A 16,768-nucleotide genomic window follows, 5' to 3' on the forward strand; every position below is an offset into this window, starting at 1 on the left:
AGTCAAATGTGTATTATAAAAACGAATATCGTAGAAAATTATCTACAATAAAACTTATAAAATAAGGCTGTCCTCAAAAGTTATAAATTCCGTTTATAAAATCATCTTAGCCAGTGAATAAGGCTAGATTTTATATGTTCCGGTTCATAACTTTTAATGACAGCCTATGTATATAGTCAGGCTAAATACTAGTTAACCACTACTACAAGGTATTTAGATGAATTCCAGAATTTGTCAGGGTCAAGAATTACCAGTTTTTCAACCTCTTCCTCATCATTTACAGATAGCTCATAAGAGCCTAGAGGGTGGTTAGTAACCAATTCCACTTTTTTTGCAAAAACGGGTATACTGTTCACTTTTGTTTTGTCAATTTTGCTAAATGCCTTGTCGTTAAAGTCACTTTTAAGCTTTTCTGTACGACCAATCCCTAAAAGACCTCCTTCTTTGGTTACTACTTTTTCATTTTCAAGGTCTTTAAAGGTACCAATGGCAACATAGGCCTCGTTGAGTACTTCTGTCTGGTTTTCTATTTTCTCTGTTTGAGACGCTATAACTTCAGATTGCTTACTTTTAATAGTCGAAAGTGTATCTACTGTATAGGTTAAGTCTTCAACATTCTTAGCAAGCTGCTCTTTTTCAATGTTGAGGTTTTCAAGATCTTCTTTTAAAGCTACCAGCTCTTCATCCTTCTCTTTTATTCTTCTGTTGAGGTTAGCTACCAATCTTTTGAACTCCTTACTGTTAGTATTTAATTTACTTTGAAGTTGCTCTATCTTTTGTCTGTTCTCGGCCATCAGAGTATTGATTGCCTGAATGTCGTTAACAACAGCTTCTTTTGAATCCCCTTCTTCATATTCTATGTTGTCAGAGGTGCTTAGGTTGATACTTTCTTCTCTTTCTTTAATTTCCTTCAGGTTGGTTTCTATATCATTGAAGGTTTTCATATATGCTTCAAGCTCAGAGTTTAACTCTTGCTTTTGATTTGAGAGCTCTCGGTTTTCAGCCGTAAGCTCGTCTACTTTTTCCTGATTACAAGCCACAAAAGCGGGGGCTAATAATAATGCTGCTATATAGGTCTTCATCTTTTTCATTGTGTTTTATATTTAGTTGTTAGTTTTTAAAATGATACCTTTTGAGGTGGTATCAGCCTTTGTTATATATAGTGGTCTAAAATTTTATCTTTTATTGCACGCTTAAGCGTAGACGATAGTCGTATTAATGTATCGTTGTCTTTTTCGATATACTCATATATGCCTATTCGAAATAGCTCAATGGCTACATCCTGATCCTTCTGGCCTGATACAATAATTACCTGACAGTCACGGCAGAACCCATTGATAATATTTAACAGTTCCTCCCCGCTGTAATGTAGGTGCATGGATGTGTTCTCCAGATTGTAATCAAGAATGATGATATCAATGCTCTTTTCCAGACCATTAATACACTCTTCTGCTGAGGAATAGTGCTTTATATCAAAAGTGATATTGGACCCTGCTTTAACCAGGTGATTTTGAATATACGCTTTAAGTGTTTCAGCGTAGTACTGATCATCTTCTACTATAGCTACCTTTATGTTACTTATTAAATTCATTTGTCATGATTTGGCGTTTCCTGTTTTCACTGATACGCATATGCCAAATCTTATTCCAAATAATTTTGTATTAGTAAATCATTGATAATCAAATATTTATGATTATATCTATTTAAAATGAATTTTCATTTTGACAACTTTTGCAAAATTGAAAAGGAAGTTTGTGTAGTAATTTTATCGGTGGCTTTATGATGTGATGTTGGAGTAGTAGCTTTGGCTATTCAAAGTTGAGTTCCATCGAGAATGAATAAATTCCAGAAGGTTGATTTTAAGAGTATTGATGATTTCCTGGACTACCTTCCAGAGGAAGAACTGAATATTGTTCAAAGGCTAAGGTCTTTGATCATAGATACGGTTCCGGAAATAAAGGAAAGGCTGGCTTATAATGTGCCTTTCTATTATCGACATTACAGGCTTTTATACATTTGGCCTTCTGCAATTCCCTGGGGAGGCCTTAAATCTGGTGTTTCTTTAGGTTTTTGCTATGGAGCGCTGATTGTTGATGGAGGGTATCTCAATAAAACGGATAAAAAGCAGACCGCAACCAAAAACTTTAAAAACGTAAAAGAAATTGATGTTTTTTTGCTGCGCGATCTGATCTATCAGTCGACTGAAATTGACAATGCATTATTTAAGAAAAAGCGTAATAAAACTAAATGATCAGTAGGTTTCATGCATCATAGTAATCAGACCCCTACATCCAGGGGGTCAGGCTTCTGATTGTAGTGACTTAAAACCTCTTTAGCCTCCTCTTTTGATAGAACTTTGAGTTTGGCATTTTCAAGTGTTTCTTCATCTGACATCATTGATCTTAATAGAATTAGCTTATAGGCCTCCTTTTTTGTGTTCAGGTCTAAATCATCAGGTTGACTGTTTATATAGTTTTTATATGCTTCAGCCATATGCATCCAGACGCCTATTTCGCTATCAACATTTGCTTCCCCTCTGAAATTTTTGAGTGTCTCTTCCAAGGTGAAATCGTATACTTCAGCAAATGCTGTGTGAAACTCCGTTATTTTTTCTATTTGACTGTCAGTTAAAGTGTTGCCGGAAGCGGTTTGGGATTCCGTAACTTCTGTTGAAGCGGATTCCTCTTTGGAACTACAAGAAATTAGTACAGTCAGTGATAACAAAGAGCCTAAAAAGAATGCATTTTTCATTATAAATAATTGCTTAAATAGGTATGAAGTTGCAAGGTAATGAATACCTTATGAATTTTGTCATTTTGACAAACCTTATTCATCGCTATCTACTTTTTCATTTCTTAATACTCTGTAAATAGTGGAATAGCCAATATCAAGTTCTTTAGCTGCATCCTTGATGTTGTTTTCGTGCTTTTTGAGATATAGCTTAATGATTCTTGTTGTATGCTCTTTCAGCGTCATGCCCGAAATTGGAGGGGCATAAAGTTCTTCATTGTTGCTAAAGTTGATATCATCTTCGGTAATCTCATTGTTGTTTGACATTACTGTAGCTAATTCCACAATTGACTTCAATTCACGAACATTTCCGGGGAAGCTGTAGTTGAGTAGTTTTTTTTGAGCTTTGTTGGTTAGTACGGCAACTTCTTGCTTGTTCTCTTTGCAGAAAGCCTGAATAAAATGCTTAGCGAGGATTATAATATCTTTGTCACGCATGCGTAGAGGAGGCATTTCTATGGTAAGCCCGAATAAGCGGTAGTAGAGGTCCTCGCGGAATCTGCCTTCCTTAACTTCTTGTAGAAGATTTTTGTGCGTAGCCACGATAATGCGGCAATCAGTTTTTACAACTTTGTTACTACCAATACGAGTAACTTCCTTTTCCTGCAGAGCTCTCAGTAACTTGGCCTGAATAGTCAGGTCCATTTCACCGATCTCATCCAGAAATAAGGTTCCTTTATCAGCTTCTTCAAACTTGCCTATGCGGCGGAAATTGGCTCCTGTAAATGCACCCTTTTCATGCCCGAAAAGCTCACTTTCGATCAGGTCTTTAGGAATAGCGACTACATTTACAGCTACAAATGGGAAGTTTCGCCTGGGAGAGTTATAGTGAATGGCTTTTGCTGCCAGTTCTTTCCCTGTACCGGTTTCTCCGGTTATGGTGACACTGATGTTATTGCCAATGGCCTTTTCAATGAGGGTAAATACTTTTTTGATACTATTGCTGCTTCCGATAATACTGTTGGTAAAACTGTATTTTTTCTGAACCTCCTTTTGCAATGTGGCCACTTTGGCCTGTAGGTGAGACTGCTTTTTGATATTACTAACTGTATTCAGTAGCTTATCTCTGATGTCACGAGATTTTACGATGTAATCATACGCACCGAGGTTTAACAGATTTACAGCAGTCTCTATTTTCTCCTGTTCTGAGATAATGATGACCTCTATTGCAGGATTGTAATTTTTTATTCTTTTGAGTACCTCTTCACCTTCCATATCTGGCAGTCGGTAATCGAGAGTAACTACATCAGGGTTTTTACCCAGTTCTTCGAGAAAAGATTTGGCGGTATCAAATTTCCGGATTTCATAATCAGGGTTAAGGGAAAGATTATGAGCGAGCAATTCGCGATACCACTCGTCATCTTCAACTACATAAATAGAAAATTTTGCCATATCTGTTTGGGCAACAAACGCTAAAAATAAAGCTTTTGTTGGTGGTTAAAAACTTTTATTGCATCGATAGGCTCTTATTTTTTTGATGGATGGGCGAATAACGCCTTGTTAGTTGATCAGATCAGGTCTATATCACTATGACGCATCATTTCTTTCAGGTTATCATAAAGGTTATCATCCTTTTTTAGGAAATCTGAAGCACCAAAATGCTTGAACTCTTCCTTAAAGTTTTCCCACTCATGCATCTGAGAGATCACGATGACTTTGATGTCTGCATTGTATTTTTTGATCTTTTCCAGAACATCATAACCCGTGAGGGTGATGTCATTGTTTTCATCCAAATAGAAATCGAGAATGACGTAATCAGGGTCTTTTTTTATTGCTTTGAGGCAGTCGGAGCCATTAAGAAAGCCCTGAGTCTCCATCAGTTGATTAATTTCAGTGCCTATTTTATTAATATACGATTGAAGTATATTGTTGAAGTATTCATCATCATCTACAATGAATACCTTCAAAGGTGCATTTCTTTTGCTGATGTCCAACTTACTGACTTCTTCTTGTTGTTTAATAATATCCATGGTTATGCTGCTGATTCGGAAATATCCTTCTGAATATTGGAAACTTCAGCTTCTATTACCGGTCTGATCTTGCGATAATTTTTGCTGATGTTTTTCACCAACTTGTCAATTTTATAAAAGTCTTGTTCATGCTCGCTCTCAGCTTCTATCTCCTTAAGAGACGTCATTAAAGTATTGAAGCCAAGATGGCGACAGGGCGGGATCATTTTATGAGACTTGCGCTGGAGTTTATTCCAGTCTTTATTTTTAAGGGCACCTTTGAGATCATTTAAATCAATATCAAAATTTTTGACAAAGATATTGAGCATGTTGACCACGAAAGCTGGGTTTCCATTCGATAACTCATGAAGATCGTCAAGGTTCATAGAGTCTGATGGTTCGGTAGCGTCTTCTGTTGAACGAGACTCTTCTTCAGTGGAAATGCCCAGGGTTTCTGCTATTTTAAGAAACAAGTTTTTTTGTGTGAATGGCTTTAGAAGGTACCCATTCATGCCATGTTTGATACAACTTTCCGCTTCTTCTTTAGACGCAGCGGCAGTAAGTGCAATTATAGGGGTATGCCTTTCATGTTGTTTTTCGTATTTCCTGATTTGCTTTGTTACCTCCAGCCCACTTATCTCCGGCATCTGTACGTCCATGAAAATCATGTCATAATGGTTCTCTTTAACGTTAGCAATAGCCTGTTCCCCTGAGCTGATTAGTGTACTGTCTATTTTCCATTTGTCAAATATGACCTTTATTAATTCCAGGTTATATTCCTGATCATCTACCACTAATATCTTTTTGCCCTCCAAAGGAATATGATAAATAGATGATTTTTTCTTGGCTTCTTTCAGGTCTTCCTTTTTGCCCGTTTTATATATGAGCTCTACTGTGAAAGATGTCCCTGTATTTTCTTCACTTTCTACGGAAATGGTACCGTTATGGAGGCTGGTGATTTTCTTAACAATGGATAAACCTAAGCCAGTGCCTCCATATTTTCTGGTGGTGCCAGAATCAGCCTGTGCAAAATTTTTAAAAATGGAATTAAGCTTGCTTTTGGGAATCCCTATCCCTGTATCAGATACAATCAGCTTTAATTTGACCTTCTCATGTTCTAGTGCCTGCTGGCTGATATTGACTGTAACTTGTCCTGCAGGAGTAAATTTTATGGCATTGCTTATCAGGTTAATTAGTATTTGCCTGAATCTTACCGGGTCTCCAACCAAAATTTCAGAAACGTCATCCTCTATATTGTAATGGAATTGGAGGTTTTTCTTTTTTATTTGGTTCTGGAATGTATCTACGACATCGATGAGCTGTTGCTCAACAGAAAAACCGATCTCTTCAAGGGAAAGGTTTCCTGACTCCAGTTTGGCATAATCCAGTATGTCATTGATAATAGTTAACAGGTGATCCCCTGAATGATGAATGTTTTTAAGGTACTTTTGCTGATTAGGGTTGAGCGCTGTGTATTCTAGTTGCTCGGTATAGCCAATAATTGAGTTGAGTGGAGTGCGAATCTCATGACTCATGTTGGATAAAAATTCTTCTTTAACCCTTGCCAGCTTTTCGGCTCGTTCTTTAGCCTCTTTAAGCTTATCCTTATTCTTTTGGTTTCTGGAGATATCGCTGATGATGATAAAAAGCAGAATGGCAAAGATGATCAGTGCGATGATCCAGGTCAGGCTCATAATATAAATAGCCTTATCTGTAGCCTTTTGTGCTGCCTCCGCCCGGTTGACGGATATAGTTTTTTCGCGATCTTCGATTCTGTTAGCCACTTCCCGGATCTCCTTCATAAGATCATTGTCGCGTTGGGTGAGTGCCAGTTCCTGTTCTTTTATTGCTTTGATATTCTCGTTTCTTTCCTGTCCGATCTTGGAAATAATCTGGCCAATGTCGCTGGAGTTAAGATCATTGGGTGAATCCTGAAAAGTGTAAAGTCGGTATTTGCTACTTTGAGTGACGGTATCTGATGTGTTACCGGCTTTTGGAGTTTCTTCTGCTAGTAATTCTGTTGGCTGATCCGTGGTTTCTTCGGGGTGGCTTTCATTTCCTCCACCAAAAATTCGTTGAAATATGGATACTTTTTTTTCTTGTTGTCGGGGCTCAGGGATTTTTACTTTTTTAATCCTGTCATAGTTTTCATCAGGATTGAAGCCTTCGGTTTTGGTAATTGGCTGTGGCGTAGAACTCTTTTCTCTTATTTTGGCTATGTTTTCAAGTACCCGCTCAAGAACTTCTTCTACGCCCTGATCTTTTTTGATGTCGATGAGCTGTTTAAGTATGCTATACTTTTTCTCTATAAGCACCTGCAACGAGTCCACCATTTTCAGTTGATCTTTATTTTTTGTTAGCTCATACAGGCTATTAATCTTGTTGTCTATGGTGGATATTGACTGGTAAAATGGCGTTAGGTTTTCTGATTCTCGGGTGATAGTGTATGTTCTTACGCTATTTTCAGCATCAGAAAGGTCACTGAGAATTTCCTTAAGAGAAATCAACTTAGGGTTAGGTTGAGATTCCTTTTTAATAGATACAATAAGCTGGGTTAGCGTATTTTGACCTACAAACCCTATTACTGTAAGTGCTAAAAGTGCTAACGCAAAGGTTAAAATGATTTTACCCTTCATGAAAAATAATTAGAAATTGGTGACCAAACGTCTGAAACATCTGCAAGTAGCATTCCATTTTAAGGTAAACGCATTTTTACAGATTTAGGGGCCATTCAAGGTTCTATTTTATTTTCAAATTGACAAATATTTTCAATATTGAAAATTATTGCCGGAACCTTAGTCCCTCTGGAACTTGGCGCAACTCTCTTTCAATTAGAACAACAAAGGGAAGGAAAGGTTTCAAAGGGCATGTTGAAGTAGGGGCTGCCCTTTAAAACTTTTATGGGGTTGTTTAGATCGTTGATAGTTTATGCATGGAGACCACATTCGGTCTTAGTCGTATCTGCCCATCGTCCACTTCTACCGGCACCTTTTTTTGTACAATGGAAACAGCCTATAGAGCTATATCCCTGTCCTGCCAGAGGGTGTATGGGGAGCTCATGTAAAAGCTGATAGAGAGCCACGTCAGAAGGTGACAGATCAATCAAAGGATGAAACTTTATAAGTTCGCCCTTACGCTGGAAGATATCCATGTCCTTACGGCTATCATTTTGATGAGCCATTAAACCCGAAATCCAGAACTTGAAAGGCTTTTTGACCTGATCCAGAGGCTCTACTTTATTGATGTAGCAGCACAGATCAGGATTGTACTTCCAAGTTTTGTTGTCATGAGTAAATTTATTTTTGTTGCTTCTGGCTTTGACATTAACCACATTCAGATTTAGTTGCCGGATCAATCTATCCTTAAAATCCAATGTTTCATCAAAATGAAAAGTGGTGTCAATAAAGTGTATGGGGTGTTCCGGTGCTACTCTGCTGATCATATGTAGTAGAACAACAGAAGAGGTTCCGAATGAGGAAGTAACCAGTATATCCGACGAGGGATGATTCTGGAAAAGCATTTTTAGTCGCTCTTCCGGAGTTTTCGACGAATACTCTTCATTAGCTTCTTGTAGATTCATAGTTGTCATTACTTTGAGACTAATTCTTTGGTCTTATCGTTTAATATTCTCACTTTCTCTGAAAAGGAAACTTTTAAACTGTTTCTTATTCTATTCAGGTTGTTAACCAATTCATTGGTTTCATCAGGGAGTATATCTTCCAGTACTTCCCTGAAACGTTTGGCAAATGTCGGGGACTGTCCATTGGTTGATATTCCAATTTTCAGATTCCCTTTTGTAACAGTTGATCCAAGATAGAAATCGCACAGATCGGGTGTGTCCGCTACGTTGGTCAGTATACCTTTAGCTCTTGCCATTCCATAAATGACTGCATTAAGGTCTCTGTTATTGGTAGCTAGTATTAGTAGTTGAATGCCACTGTGAAGATCGCTGGGTAAAAAGGCTCTTTGGTGTAACGAGATCGTATCAATACCATTTACCCGTGCTCTTATGTCCTCACTAATTTCACGCCCAACAAGTACAATGTTTGCCCTGGGATCATTTTTAAGCAGGGCATTTAATTTTTCCAGGGCCACATTCCCTCCACCAACAATGAGGGTCTTAAGTTGCCTTATCTTTAAAAAAACTGGAAACAGATTGTTGTTAGAATTCATCTTTTTTGGCATTTAATGGTTCATGAACATTAAGGTACTCACTGACTGATTCACCTATTACAATCAGTGCAGGAGCCGGGATGCCTTGACTTTGCTTCACTATGGAGCTTACAGTGCCAGTAACTACCCGCGCTGTAGGAAGTGAGCCCTGTGATATAATGGCGACCGGTGTGTCGTGCTTTTCCTGTGACTGATAGATTGAGACAATCTCGGGAAGCTTACCTAATCCCATGAAATAAACCACAGTGGCGGAAGATTGAGCCGCAAGTCGGGCGTCAGTAGACAGCTTACCATTTTTGTTTGTGGCTGTTACTACCCAAAAGCTTTCATTTACCCCCCTTGTAGTTAATGGGATGCCATAGTAGCCTGGTAAATTTAGGCTTGAAATACCAATAACTACGTCAGTATGAATGCCAAAAGCCTTAGCATAGTCAATCTCCTCCTTGCCGCGGGCGAAAATTAGAGGGTCACCACCTTTTAGTCGAACTACATGCTTGCCCTGAAGGGCATATTCTACTATGAGCTGGTTGATTTCATCCTGAGTCGAACTATGGGTGCCGGCCCTTTTTCCAACATATATTTTTTCGCAGGTACTTACAGCATATTTTAATAACTGTTTATTTACTAATGCATCGTAAAGCAATACTTCTGCTGATGCTATGGCCTTTACACCTTTTATAGAGATGAGGTCCGGATCTCCTGGTCCGGCCCCAACTAATGTCAATTGTCCTGTTTTACTCATGCCTTGTAGTAGTTAGAAATTACCTCTTTGTCTTTTCCATCCTGAGCTTCATCCTTTCTTAGGACAAGAGCCTTTTGGTAGAAGTTCTTTGCTTGTTCATGGTACTCCTTGGCAAACGCAGGCTCAGGAGTGTTTTGGTTGATCTGAAGAACAGTAGCTTCGAAATCGACCTGAAGGGCCAAGGCGTCAAAATGTTCAGTAAAGTCTTTGATGATACCAATGTGTGTGTTACAATGTACATCTCTGCTCAATAGCAACGCTTTGGCAGTAATTACAAAAGTGCTGTAACTATGGTAAATGGAGTCTGAATAATATCCGTTTTCCAGTGCTTCACCTGAGTAATGAAGCCTTTCTTCGGCATCATTAAATATGGTGCTTACGACATCAAAGCTTACACCGGCACATTCTCCAGTTCCAATTTCAGGCACAAAGGCTTCTGTTTCACCCCAATCCAGGTAGTCATCCTGGGTTAATGACTGGACGTCAGCAAGAGACTTTAGCAAGTTGTAGAAATACATTTTGCCCTGTCTCAGATAATAGTAGTTGAAGTATTCACCTTCCTCAGAGTTGGCATCAAAGTCATTCAGTAACCATCTTACAGCTTCAGGTATTTTTTTGGTTGGTAGCTTGATTACTTTGTCTGCAATAAAGCCACGTCCGTGTTCATCAATGCCGCCCCCTAATACTACCTGAAGTGCCGGAATAATTGATTTTCCATTTTTAATAGAGCTTCCGTGAAAACCTATGTTGGCAATCATGTGCTGGCCGCATGAGTTCATACAACCGCTTATTTTAATATGAATATCAGCATCCGCAATCAGAGAGTGGTATTCGTTGCTGATCATTTTTTCCAACTCTTCTGCCACACCTGTGCTGTTGGTTACGCCAAGGTTACATGTGTCAGTGCCAGGGCAGGCGGTAACATCAATAATGGTATCAGCACCAGGTGCTGCAATTCCAAGGTGATTCAGAACGTAATGCAAATATGGCAAGTATTCTTTTCTTGCGTATTTGAGCAGCAGTCCCTGGCCGACAGTTACACGGATGTCGTCAGCAATGTAGCCTTTAGTTAACCTTACAAGCTCGCGTGTTTTTTCAGCATTAATGTTACCTAGTGGCAGACGTACTTTGATAGCATAAAAGCCTTTTTGTTTTTGCTCAAATACGTTTGTGTCAAGCCATTTCTGGTATTCCTGCTCATTGGTGATTTTTACATCGGGGGTTTCCCGTTTTTCTGGTATTTCCACAGCAATAGCTTCTGTTTCAATCGGGTAAGTTTTGAATGCATTAGCTGTTTGCTCCTGTTTAACCAGTTCCATGAACTTTTCTAGTCCGAGACCTCTTTTTGGATCTATAAGGAATTTTAATCTGGCCTTGTGTCTTTTCTCACGCTCACCATAACGGTCAAAAACCCTTAAGCCAGCCTCCATGAACGGAATGATTTTGTCTGCAGGCAGAAATTCGTAAGCTGTTTGAGCTATGAAAGTCTGAGCTCCCAGACCTCCGCCAACTACTACTTTAAAGCCCTTTATGCCATCCTGGATTTTTGGAATGAAGCCAAAGTCATGGATGTATGTAAAAGCAGAATCTTTTTCACTTGAAGAGAAAGCAATTTTTATTTTCCTTCCCATGTCTTGGCATATAGGGTTTCTCAGGAAGAATTCAGAGGCAGCATGTGCATAAACTGCAACGTCAAATGGTTCTTCCGGATCTATTCCAGCCATTGAAGAGGCGGTGATAGTTCTTACAGTATTACCGCAGGCTTCTTTGGTTGTTACTCCTGTCTCTTCCAGTTTTGCCCACATTTCAGGTGTGTCTTCCAAGTGCACATAGTGCAGCTGAATATTTTGCCTTGTTGTAGTATGCAGGTTTCCATTAGTGTATTCTTCAGAGAGGTCAGCTATACGTATCAGCTGCTCGCCGGTAAGCTTACCGTAAGGTAGTTTAAGGCGGAACATCTGCACGCCAAGCTGACGTTGCCCATATACACCGCGAGCCAGTCGGAACGCTTTGAATCGCTCCTCCTGGATCTCTCCTTTTTTAAACTGTGATATCTTTTGTTGTAGCTCCTGAATGTCTTTTTGAGCTGCTTTGGAGATCTTTTGGTCTAGTACTATGCTCATATCACTACTTTTTTAAATTTTTTAAAATTCTTTTAATAAAAAAAGGCCTCTTCTGAGTATCCGGAAGAGGCCTTTTGATGCTTTTTATTCCTGACCGGATACAATTATTCCTTCATGTGCTTACAACAAGTACAACACATACAGAAAATGACGTTATTTAACACTTGCCTCATTTTGATGCTCTCAATGCGTTTTCTATGTCTTCCAGTATATCATTTACATTTTCCAGGCCTACTGATATCCTTACCAGTCCTGGAAGTATGCCTACCTCAGCCCTCTCCTCATCAGTAAGTTTTGAGTGAGTAGTTGAAGCAGGGTGTGTGGCAATAGTTCTGGAATCTCCCAGGTTAGCTGTAAGAGACATCATTTTGAGGCTATTCAAAAACTTACGGCCACGATCGAATCCTCCAGTGACTACAAATGAAACTAGTCCACCACCCAGTTTCATTTGCTTTTTAGCTAACTGACTTTGTGGGTGAGATCCTAAAAACGGATATTTTACCAGCTCAAGCTCGTCGTGCCCTTCCAGATATTCGGCTATTCTTATAGCACTGTCGCAGTGACGATCCATTCGTACAGCCAGGGTTTCGAGGCTTTTACTTAGCAACCATCCGTTAAAAGGTGACAGTGAAGGTCCTGTATGTCTGGTGAAAAACCTGATTTCATCGATCAGTTCTTTTGTGCCCAATATTGCCCCGGCAATGGTTCTGCCTTGCCCGTCTATAAACTTGGTGGCAGAGTGTGTTACCAGGTGTGCCCCATATTTGGCAGGTTGTTGCAAATACGGAGTAGCAAAACAGTTATCAACGTTTAAGATCAGGTTATGCCTTTTGGCTAGTAGTCCAAGCCATTCCAGATCAATAATATCTAAGCCAGGGTTTGAAGGTGTTTCAACAAAGATCATTTTGGTGTTGGGTTTGATCTTGTCTTCCCACTCATCCTGATTGTTGATATCTGCGTAAGTATGCTCAATTCCCCATTTAGGGAATACCTGCGTGAAAAGCTGATGTGTAGAACCGAAAACAGATCTTGAAGCCAATATGTGATCGCCGTTCTTCAAAAGAGCTGCCATGCTGCTAAACATTGCAGCCATTCCTGAGGCAGTGGCTATACCATCTTCTGTGCCCTCCATAGCGCAAAGCTTGTTGATAAACTCTGTGTTGTTAGGGTTAGAAAACCTTGTATATATATTGCCATCCAGTTCATCTGCAAATAATGCACGGGCTTGTTCCGCATCTTCAAAAGTAAAACTTGACGTCATGTAAACAGGTACGGAGTGCTCATTATACCCTGAGCGCTCACTCTGGTTACGTATGGCTTTGGTTTCAAAATGTTTGTATTCGGGCATGTTCAATCTTTCTGTTTTAATTTATGAGGCATGTAGCCACTGTTGTTTTTCTGATAACTCATCGTTTGTCTCTTCATAATCGGGGTCAGGTACGCAACAATCTACCGGACAAACGGCTGCGCATTGAGGCTCTTCATGAAAGCCTACGCATTCGGTACATTTACCTGAAACGATATAGAAAAAACTGTCTGAGACAGGCTCCTGTTGTTCATCTCCGGGGGTGACTGAGCCGTCTTCGAGCTCTACCTCCGAAAGTTCAGTGCCGTCACTCCACGACCACTCTTCGCCACCTTCGTAGATGGCGGTATTGGGGCATTCTGGCTCGCAGGCCCCGCAGTTAATGCATTCTTCAGTTATTAATAGTGCCATGTTAAATGTTAGGTTTTAGGTGTTTTAGGTATTAAAAATTTGTCTTGGATTTGGGGAAATGACATATGTTTATCCCCGTGCGTTGAAGGATGTTAACGCACCTGTTGATCAAGGGCCAAAGTGTTATGTTGCTTTAGCCTAACAGGTACAACAACAACAGCAACAACATATATTTATGTTGCCGTGCTTTGAAAAAGAAATATGTGATACCTGACCCTGCCGGTGTTTCTGTAACTCTAAGTAAGATAGATTTGAATTGTTCATTTTTTAGCCAATTTATATTCTCCCATTTCGCCACCTGACGAACATTCAGGATCAGGATTTGGCACCTGTATCACTTTTGATTGATGGTTGCCAGAGGGTCTTAGAGCCTGTCTCTCACCTCATTCTTTATAAATCAACTACTACAGAGTAGGTAATTGATGTTACAAATATAAAATTGTAAAAGTTAGAACTGCAAACTTTTCTGGAATTTTATTTTCATATAAGAAGAAATGTCGTCGATTTAACATTTAAAAACAATGTATAAAACAACTATTTTCATGAATGGGTATTATAAAATAACGAATTATTCCACATATTATAATTGGATTAATTCCTTTTTAGGTAATATTGAATAAGCCAAGGTTTTTAACTAAAAGAACTGATTAAATTAAAATATAGGAGCTATGGGAATAGACGTTAAACTACTAAAAAAGGTGTGCGAAGCACCTGGTGTTCCTGGTTATGAAAGTAGAATAAGAAATATTGTACTTGAAGAGATAGAGTCATTGGTAGATGCTGTTGAGGTGGATAACTTAGGTAATGTAATCGCTTTTAAGAAAGGAGCGTCAAGTGAGAAAAGAGCCATGGTAGCGGCTCATATGGATGAAATAGGCTTTATTGTTACTCATATTGATGATAAAGGGTTTGTTCGTTTCACCACATTAGGAGGTTTTGATCCCAAAACACTTACTGCTCAACGTGTAATTATCCATGGTAAGCAGGATGTAATGGGAGTGATGGGGACAAAGCCCGTACATGTTATGAGTCCGGAAGAGAAGACAAAGATGCCAAAGGTTCAGGATTACTATATTGATCTGGGTATGACTAAAAGCGAAGTGGAGAAAGTCGTGAGTATTGGTAATCCTATTACCAGAGAGCGTGAGTTGGTCGAAATGGGAGATTGTGTTAACTGTAAGTCTATTGACAACAGGGTATCGGTATTTGTGCTCATTGAAACATTAAGATCTATTAAGAAGTTACCCTATGATACATATGGGGTGTTCACCGTGCAGGAAGAAGTAGGAATTAGAGGTGCTAATGTTGCTGCTCATACGCTTGATCCTGATTTTGGATTTGGCCTGGATACAACAATTGCATATGACCTGCCAGGTGCTCAGGCGCACGAAAAGGTGACATCATTGGGAGAGGGAACGGCCATAAAAATAATGGATGCAATGACCATCTGCGATTACAGGATGGTAGATTATATGAAAGAAATTGCTGACAAGTTCATGATCAAATGGCAGCCTGAGCTCTTGACAGCTGGAGGTACGGATACTGCTGGAATACAGCGCATGGGAAAAAGAGGGGCTATTTCAGGGGCAGTTTCTATACCTACAAGGCATTTGCATCAGGTGATAGAAATGGCGCACAAAGAAGATATTGAAGGTAGTATAAAATTACTGAAAGCGTGCCTGGAGTCATTAGATCAGTATGATTGGGCGCACAAGTAAACGTATTGAAAAATTGAAATCATGAATATAAAAAAATATTGCTCGGCTTTAATATTTGTGCTGAGTTTGTTTATTGGGTTCTCTTCTTCTGGGCAAAAGAAGACATCTAAACCTGTTCGTATCAGTGGGGTAGTGCTGGATGCTGATGATCGAAAAGAGGTGCCGTATGTAAGTATCCGAATTGCTGGTACTATGTATGGTACAGCTGCTGATAATAATGGGTACTTTTCGTTGTTCATTAATCCGGGTGATACTTTGTTGTTTACTTCCATTGGCTATAGAGATGCCACCTTTGTCATGCCATATGACCTCAATTCAGAGCAGTATTCTCTGGTGCAGCTTATGAGGAAGGAAACCGTTATGCTGAGTGAAGTAGTAGTGTTTCCATGGCCCGATATCAAAACCTTTGAGAGCGCTTTTCTTGACGTTAAACCTAAGCGCAATATGGATGATCTCGTGTTTGAAGTGCAGAGAGATATTAAGAAAACGGTTAAGGACAATGAGGAGTATGAGTACTATTCTGACCAGATGCGTTATAATAGACTATATGAACTTCATGGTGTTATTCCTCCCAATAACTTTCTAAACCCTATTAGGTGGGTAAACTTTATACGAGATGTGAAGCAGGGTAAGTTTGAAGAAAAGAAAAAGGATAAGTAATAGTTAATTGGAGAAGGTTGATGGTGCCAGCTATCAACCTTTCCTTTGCTAGAGGATGCTTTTACCTACCCAATGGCCTGCGAAAACTGCAAGAAGACCCAAAGTCAGGCTGACAAAAATGTAAATGAAGGCTGTAGGAACCAATTTTTGGTTGATGAAAAAAAGATTTTCATACGCGAAGGTGGAAAAAGTAGTGAAACTACCACAAAAACCTACTGCTAATAGAAGTCTCATGGTATCATTGGGTATATTGTTTTTCAGTAGAAAACCTGTAATAATTCCCAGTATAAAACTTCCGATAACATTTACAGTAAGTGTACTTACTGGGTATATTGACGGGAATCGTTTATCAATGAGTATGTAAGTCAGGTAGCGGGCTATGCTCCCCATAAAACCACCAAGGCCGACAATGAGTACATTCTTAAACATACTTTAAGATCGCATTTTTTTTGCACATTTCTTTTTTAAGTAATTGACCACTTTGGGATAATCCGTGTGTTCCTGATAAGAAAGTGATAATTGCTTTTTATCGTCAAACTGGATTTCAAGCTCTTTATATGTGCCAGTGGCTGTTTTTACCTGAGTTTCCTTCCAGTAATCTATATCTTTTATTTTGTAGCTCTTTTTCTTGAAGCGGGTAGGGAAGGTAATATCCAGTTTTTCCTTGCCTATGGCTATTATCTTATATCCGAATATAACTTTGGCGGCAAGACCTAGAGATAAAGGGAACAGGATAATAACAATAACATATTGATACCAGGCTATATCGCTATTGTCAATCATGAAGGAAGCCGTGTAGATGGCCACGGCTAGGCTTATTGCAATGAACAGACCAAGAGAAAAAAGAGTGCCTACTTTAGGTTTGGCTACTATCATAAGGTTAAAATTTGGTGCAA

Annotated in this window: 17 protein-coding genes and 1 riboswitch; of the genes, 3 read left to right on the top strand and 14 right to left on the bottom strand. The window is 39.2% G+C overall.

From position 1 onward, the window contains the following. Positions 1–188 precede the first annotated feature (188 nt). Together JMN32_RS13305 and JMN32_RS13310 are read right to left on the bottom strand one after the other, a co-directional pair. Entirely contained in the window at positions 189–1,091 is a 903-nt protein-coding gene (locus tag JMN32_RS13305; RefSeq protein ID WP_202856807.1) for a Cbp1 family collagen-binding glycoprotein adhesin, read from the bottom strand. 62 nt (positions 1,092–1,153) lie between these two features. After that, positions 1,154–1,591: a response regulator gene (locus tag JMN32_RS13310; RefSeq protein ID WP_202856808.1), complete on the bottom strand. Its 438-nt coding sequence runs from the start codon at positions 1,589–1,591 to the stop codon at positions 1,154–1,156. A 243-nt stretch (positions 1,592–1,834) separates the two neighbouring features. On the opposite strand from JMN32_RS13310, the gene JMN32_RS13315 reads away from it, so the two are divergent. Further along, entirely contained in the window at positions 1,835–2,251 is a 417-nt protein-coding gene (locus tag JMN32_RS13315; RefSeq protein ID WP_202856809.1) for a DUF1801 domain-containing protein, read from the top strand. A 26-nt stretch (positions 2,252–2,277) separates the two neighbouring features. Here the strand turns inward: JMN32_RS13315 and JMN32_RS13320 are convergent, their stop codons facing one another. The 10 genes from JMN32_RS13320 to JMN32_RS13365 all read right to left on the bottom strand — a co-directional run bounded on the left by JMN32_RS13320 (position 2,278) and on the right by JMN32_RS13365 (position 13,494). Next, positions 2,278–2,751: a hypothetical protein gene (locus tag JMN32_RS13320; protein ID WP_202856810.1), complete on the bottom strand. Its 474-nt coding sequence runs from the start codon at positions 2,749–2,751 to the stop codon at positions 2,278–2,280. Between the two features lie 75 nt (positions 2,752–2,826). Next, positions 2,827–4,182, bottom strand: coding sequence for a sigma-54-dependent transcriptional regulator (locus JMN32_RS13325; protein WP_202856811.1), 1,356 nt, complete (start codon positions 4,180–4,182; stop codon positions 2,827–2,829). Between the two features lie 116 nt (positions 4,183–4,298). Further along, entirely contained in the window at positions 4,299–4,760 is a 462-nt protein-coding gene (locus JMN32_RS13330) for a response regulator (protein ID WP_202856812.1), read from the bottom strand. Between the two features lie 2 nt (positions 4,761–4,762). Further along, positions 4,763–7,375 (bottom strand): ATP-binding protein, encoded by a 2,613-nt coding sequence (locus tag JMN32_RS13335; RefSeq protein ID WP_202856813.1) that lies wholly within the window; start codon positions 7,373–7,375, stop codon positions 4,763–4,765. A 290-nt stretch (positions 7,376–7,665) separates the two neighbouring features. Next, entirely contained in the window at positions 7,666–8,319 is a 654-nt protein-coding gene (locus JMN32_RS13340) for a phosphoadenylyl-sulfate reductase (protein ID WP_202856814.1), read from the bottom strand. Positions 8,320–8,327: 8 nt separating this feature from the next. After that, positions 8,328–8,912: a precorrin-2 dehydrogenase/sirohydrochlorin ferrochelatase family protein gene (locus JMN32_RS13345; RefSeq protein WP_202856815.1), complete on the bottom strand. Its 585-nt coding sequence runs from the start codon at positions 8,910–8,912 to the stop codon at positions 8,328–8,330. Further along, the gene (gene cobA / locus JMN32_RS13350) at positions 8,902–9,654 is read right to left on the bottom strand and encodes a uroporphyrinogen-III C-methyltransferase (RefSeq protein ID WP_202856816.1); all 753 of its coding nucleotides are present in this window, start codon (positions 9,652–9,654) and stop codon (positions 8,902–8,904) included. Before cobA ends, JMN32_RS13345 begins: the two co-directional genes overlap by 11 nt. Beyond that, positions 9,651–11,777, bottom strand: coding sequence for a HEPN domain-containing protein (locus JMN32_RS13355; RefSeq protein ID WP_202856817.1), 2,127 nt, complete (start codon positions 11,775–11,777; stop codon positions 9,651–9,653). Before JMN32_RS13355 ends, cobA begins: the two co-directional genes overlap by 4 nt. 169 nt (positions 11,778–11,946) lie before the next feature. Next, the gene (locus JMN32_RS13360; RefSeq protein ID WP_202856818.1) at positions 11,947–13,125 is read right to left on the bottom strand and encodes a trans-sulfuration enzyme family protein; all 1,179 of its coding nucleotides are present in this window, start codon (positions 13,123–13,125) and stop codon (positions 11,947–11,949) included. Positions 13,126–13,146: 21 nt separating this feature from the next. Then, a complete protein-coding gene (locus JMN32_RS13365; protein WP_202856819.1) occupies positions 13,147–13,494 on the bottom strand; it encodes a 4Fe-4S binding protein in 348 nt (115 codons plus the stop codon). A 273-nt stretch (positions 13,495–13,767) separates the two neighbouring features. Continuing rightward, positions 13,768–13,893: riboswitch (SAM riboswitch) on the bottom strand. A gap of 269 nt (positions 13,894–14,162) precedes the next feature. Here JMN32_RS13365 and JMN32_RS13370 point away from each other — a divergent pair. Beyond that, positions 14,163–15,212 (top strand): M42 family metallopeptidase, encoded by a 1,050-nt coding sequence (locus tag JMN32_RS13370; RefSeq protein ID WP_202856820.1) that lies wholly within the window; start codon positions 14,163–14,165, stop codon positions 15,210–15,212. A 21-nt stretch (positions 15,213–15,233) separates the two neighbouring features. Beyond that, on the top strand, positions 15,234–15,872 hold the full coding sequence (locus tag JMN32_RS13375) for a carboxypeptidase-like regulatory domain-containing protein (RefSeq protein ID WP_202856821.1): 639 nt from the start codon (positions 15,234–15,236) through the stop codon (positions 15,870–15,872). A 48-nt stretch (positions 15,873–15,920) separates the two neighbouring features. Here the strand turns inward: JMN32_RS13375 and crcB are convergent, their stop codons facing one another. Then, a complete protein-coding gene (gene crcB / locus JMN32_RS13380; RefSeq protein WP_202856822.1) occupies positions 15,921–16,301 on the bottom strand; it encodes a fluoride efflux transporter CrcB in 381 nt (126 codons plus the stop codon). Positions 16,302–16,304: 3 nt separating this feature from the next. Next, positions 16,305–16,748 carry a hypothetical protein gene (locus JMN32_RS13385; RefSeq protein ID WP_202856823.1) on the bottom strand — a complete coding sequence of 148 codons (444 nt, stop codon included), beginning with the start codon at positions 16,746–16,748 and terminating at the stop codon, positions 16,305–16,307. Positions 16,749–16,768: the final 20 nt, after the last annotated feature.

It is taken from the genome of Fulvivirga marina, from assembly GCF_016775155.1.
Classification (GTDB): Bacteria; Bacteroidota; Bacteroidia; order Cytophagales; family Cyclobacteriaceae; genus Fulvivirga; species Fulvivirga marina.

Bases quoted from the DNA above. Each gene is read 5' to 3' on its own strand.
- JMN32_RS13305 (WP_202856807.1), bottom strand. From the start codon at position 1,091: ATGAAAAAGATGAAGACCTATATAGCAGCATTATTATTAGCCCCCGCT.
- JMN32_RS13310 (WP_202856808.1), bottom strand. From the start codon at position 1,591: ATGAATTTAATAAGTAACATAAAGGTAGCTATAGTAGAAGATGATCAG.
- JMN32_RS13315 (WP_202856809.1), top strand. From the start codon at position 1,835: ATGAATAAATTCCAGAAGGTTGATTTTAAGAGTATTGATGATTTCCTG.
- JMN32_RS13320 (WP_202856810.1), bottom strand. From the start codon at position 2,751: ATGAAAAATGCATTCTTTTTAGGCTCTTTGTTATCACTGACTGTACTA.
- JMN32_RS13325 (WP_202856811.1), bottom strand. From the start codon at position 4,182: ATGGCAAAATTTTCTATTTATGTAGTTGAAGATGACGAGTGGTATCGC.
- JMN32_RS13330 (WP_202856812.1), bottom strand. From the start codon at position 4,760: ATGGATATTATTAAACAACAAGAAGAAGTCAGTAAGTTGGACATCAGC.
- JMN32_RS13335 (WP_202856813.1), bottom strand. From the start codon at position 7,375: ATGAAGGGTAAAATCATTTTAACCTTTGCGTTAGCACTTTTAGCACTT.
- JMN32_RS13340 (WP_202856814.1), bottom strand. From the start codon at position 8,319: ATGAATCTACAAGAAGCTAATGAAGAGTATTCGTCGAAAACTCCGGAA.
- JMN32_RS13345 (WP_202856815.1), bottom strand. From the start codon at position 8,912: ATGAATTCTAACAACAATCTGTTTCCAGTTTTTTTAAAGATAAGGCAA.
- cobA (WP_202856816.1), bottom strand. From the start codon at position 9,654: ATGAGTAAAACAGGACAATTGACATTAGTTGGGGCCGGACCAGGAGAT.
- JMN32_RS13355 (WP_202856817.1), bottom strand. From the start codon at position 11,777: ATGAGCATAGTACTAGACCAAAAGATCTCCAAAGCAGCTCAAAAAGAC.
- JMN32_RS13360 (WP_202856818.1), bottom strand. From the start codon at position 13,125: ATGCCCGAATACAAACATTTTGAAACCAAAGCCATACGTAACCAGAGT.
- JMN32_RS13365 (WP_202856819.1), bottom strand. From the start codon at position 13,494: ATGGCACTATTAATAACTGAAGAATGCATTAACTGCGGGGCCTGCGAG.
- JMN32_RS13370 (WP_202856820.1), top strand. From the start codon at position 14,163: ATGGGAATAGACGTTAAACTACTAAAAAAGGTGTGCGAAGCACCTGGT.
- JMN32_RS13375 (WP_202856821.1), top strand. From the start codon at position 15,234: ATGAATATAAAAAAATATTGCTCGGCTTTAATATTTGTGCTGAGTTTG.
- crcB (WP_202856822.1), bottom strand. From the start codon at position 16,301: ATGTTTAAGAATGTACTCATTGTCGGCCTTGGTGGTTTTATGGGGAGC.
- JMN32_RS13385 (WP_202856823.1), bottom strand. From the start codon at position 16,748: ATGATAGTAGCCAAACCTAAAGTAGGCACTCTTTTTTCTCTTGGTCTG.